Consider the following 3039-nt stretch of genomic DNA (forward strand, 5'->3'; position numbering starts at 1 on the left):
TGTTGTACGTGGTACGGTTACTGATGTTGAAGACGGTCAAACAGTTACCGTAACATTGAGTGATGGAATAAACCCATTAATTACAGTGTTTGCAACCGTAATTAACGGCGAATACGTAACCGATCCAATTGATGCAAGCGCACTAAACGATGGCACATTAACCGCCACAGCAACTGCATCAGATGTGGCAGGTAATCCTGTAACAGCACAAGATACGGTTGAGCTTGATAATACCGCTGCAATAACCACAAGCATTGATAAAACAGCCGACTCAGTTATTAATGGTAACGGCGAAAGCGCTGCAATAGTAGTGCGTGGTACGGTTACTGATGTTGAAGATGGTCAAACGGTTACTGTAACAATCAGCGACGGCGTTAATCCGCCAGTTGAAGTACAAGCAACCGTAATTAATGGCGAATATGTAACAGATCCTATTGATGCAAGTAGCCTAAATGACGGCACATTAACAGCCACAGCAACAGCGTCTGATTTAGCAGGCAACCCTGTTAGCGCTGTGGATTCAGTCGAGCTAGATAATACCGCTGCAATAACCACAAGCATTGATAAAACAGCCGACTCAGTTATTAACGGTAACGGCGAAAGTACAGAGATCGTTGTACGCGGAACAGTTACTGATGTTGAAGATGGTCAAACTGTTAATGTCACTATCAGCGATGGCGTTAACCCAGCAATCACTACAACAGCAACCGTAATTAATGGTGAATATGTAACCGATCCAATTGATGCAAGTGCATTAAACGATGGCACAATTACCGCGACCTCATCGGTTACTGATATTGCTGGCAACCCAGTTTCATCTCAAGATACAGCTCAAATAGATAACTTGGCTGAAATAGATATTACCCTGGTTGATACCGACCAAGTAATTAATCAAACAGAGCAAAACAGTGTTGTTTTAAAAGGTAATACAGTTGATGTAGAACCAGGTCAGCAAGTAACGTTAACATTAACCGATACAAATGATGAATCTAAAGTAATTAAAGTTGATGTTGCACAAGATGGAACTTGGGAAGTTACCACCGCTCAAATTACTGATTTAGCTGAAGGTCAAATTAGCGCAGTTGTAACAGTGATTGACTCAGCCGGAAACCCTGCAAGTTCAGAGCTCACATTTGTTAAAGATACCCTAAGCAGTGTTACATTAAATATTGCTCAAACTGACGACGGTGTTATTAACGGCAGTAATGAAAGTTCACAAATAACCATAACCGGCGTAGTTGAAAATATAGAAAATGGTCAATCAATTACAGTAACAGTATCTGATGGTGAAAACCCAGAGATTGAATTAATAGGCACAGTTTCTAACGGTCAATACAGTTTTGAAAATGTAGATATATCGGGCTTAAATAACGGCACAATTACAGCCACTGCCGTTGTTTTAGACTTAGCAGGAAACCTAGCTAGTGCAAACGATACCGTTTTATTAGACCAGCTAGCCAGTGTTACTGTAGATATAAACGACACTGATGATAATGTAATTAATGGCAACTCAGAAAATACAGTTGTTAGCATTACTGGTAATGTAACTAATATTGAAAATGGTCAAACAGTCTCAATAGTTGTGAGCGATGGCACAAATAGTAAAACATTTATCGCAACGGTTATTAATGGCGCTTATACAATTACAGATGCCGATGTTTCAGCTTTAAATGATGGCACATTAACAGCGACTGCTACCGTAACCGATATAGCAGGTAATACCGCTACAAGTAACGACACTGCCGAGCACGATAAACTAGCAAGTACCACAATTGAAGTAGCTGAAAACGATGATGTAGTGAATGCAGCTGAGCAAAGCAATGTAATTATAAGCGGAACAGTTACCGACATTGAGGCTACACGCGAAGTAACTGTTACATTTACCGACGGCACCAATTCAGTTACTGCAACTGTTGATGTAGACAGCAGCGGCAACTGGCAAATAAACCCAAGTGATATAAGTACACTTACCGATGGCGAAATTGCAGTAAGCGTAAGCGTATTTGATAACGCAGGCAACGAAGCTGTAAATAGCACAAAATTTAATAAAGATACCCAAGCAACCACCTCGCTAGAACTTGCCGATAACGTAATTAATGCAGCCGAAGATGAAGCTGTAGCGCTTAGCGGAAAAGTAGATGACGTAGAGTCAATTAATAACGTAACCGTTACCTTTACAGATAAAAACGGAAAAATAGAAGTAATAGAAAATATTACTCTTGATGCCGAAGGTAATTGGTCTGTAACTGCAGCAGATATTAGTGGATTAGCGGATGGTGAAGTAACTGCAAGTGTTAGCGTATTTGATAACGCAGGTAATGAAGCGGTTAATAGCGCAGCATTTATAAAAGATACCCAAGCGACTACCACCATAGAGCTTGCAGATACGCTTATTAATGCAGCCGAAGATGAAGCCGTAGCACTTAGCGGAAAAGTAGATGACGTAGAGTCAACCAACAATATAACGGTTACCTTTACCGATCAAAACGGTAAAACAGAGACAATTAAAAACATTGTTTTAGACAGTGATGGTAATTGGTCTGTAACCGCTGCAAATATTAGCGAATTAGCCGATGGCGACATTACAGCAAGTGTAAGCGTGTTTGATAACGCAGGTAACGAAGCAGTAAATAGCACAACATTAGTTAAAGATACCCAAGCCACAATAGACGTAAATGTAGGTGATGACGCTTTTATTAATGCACAAGAGCAAGCAACAGCAAAAGTTGGCGGCACAATTAGTGATGTAGAGTCAGGACAAGAAGTTGATATTGTACTAAAAGACAATAATGGCGATGAGCTATTTACAGCTACAACTACCGTAGATGCGCAAGGTAACTGGGAGCTTAATAGCTCTATTTTACGGGTTTTATCAGATGGCGATTACACGGTAGATGTAAGCACACAAGATATAGCGGGTAATCCAGCAACAAGCACCCTCAACTTCACTAAAGACACACAAGCCAGTACAACGCTAGTGCTTGAAGACTCAGTAATAAATGCAGCAGAAGACGACGCGGTAAGCGTAAGTGGTAAAGT

1 protein-coding gene is annotated in these 3039 nt (G+C 40.6%); it reads left to right on the plus strand.

The features are described 5' to 3' along the window. On the plus strand, nt 1-3039 hold a 3039-nt coding region (locus tag GQR56_RS21005), incomplete at both ends, for an Ig-like domain-containing protein (RefSeq protein WP_240920962.1).

The organism is Pseudoalteromonas sp. Z9A5 (assembly GCF_011378875.1).
GTDB lineage: Bacteria > Pseudomonadota > Gammaproteobacteria > Enterobacterales > Alteromonadaceae > Pseudoalteromonas.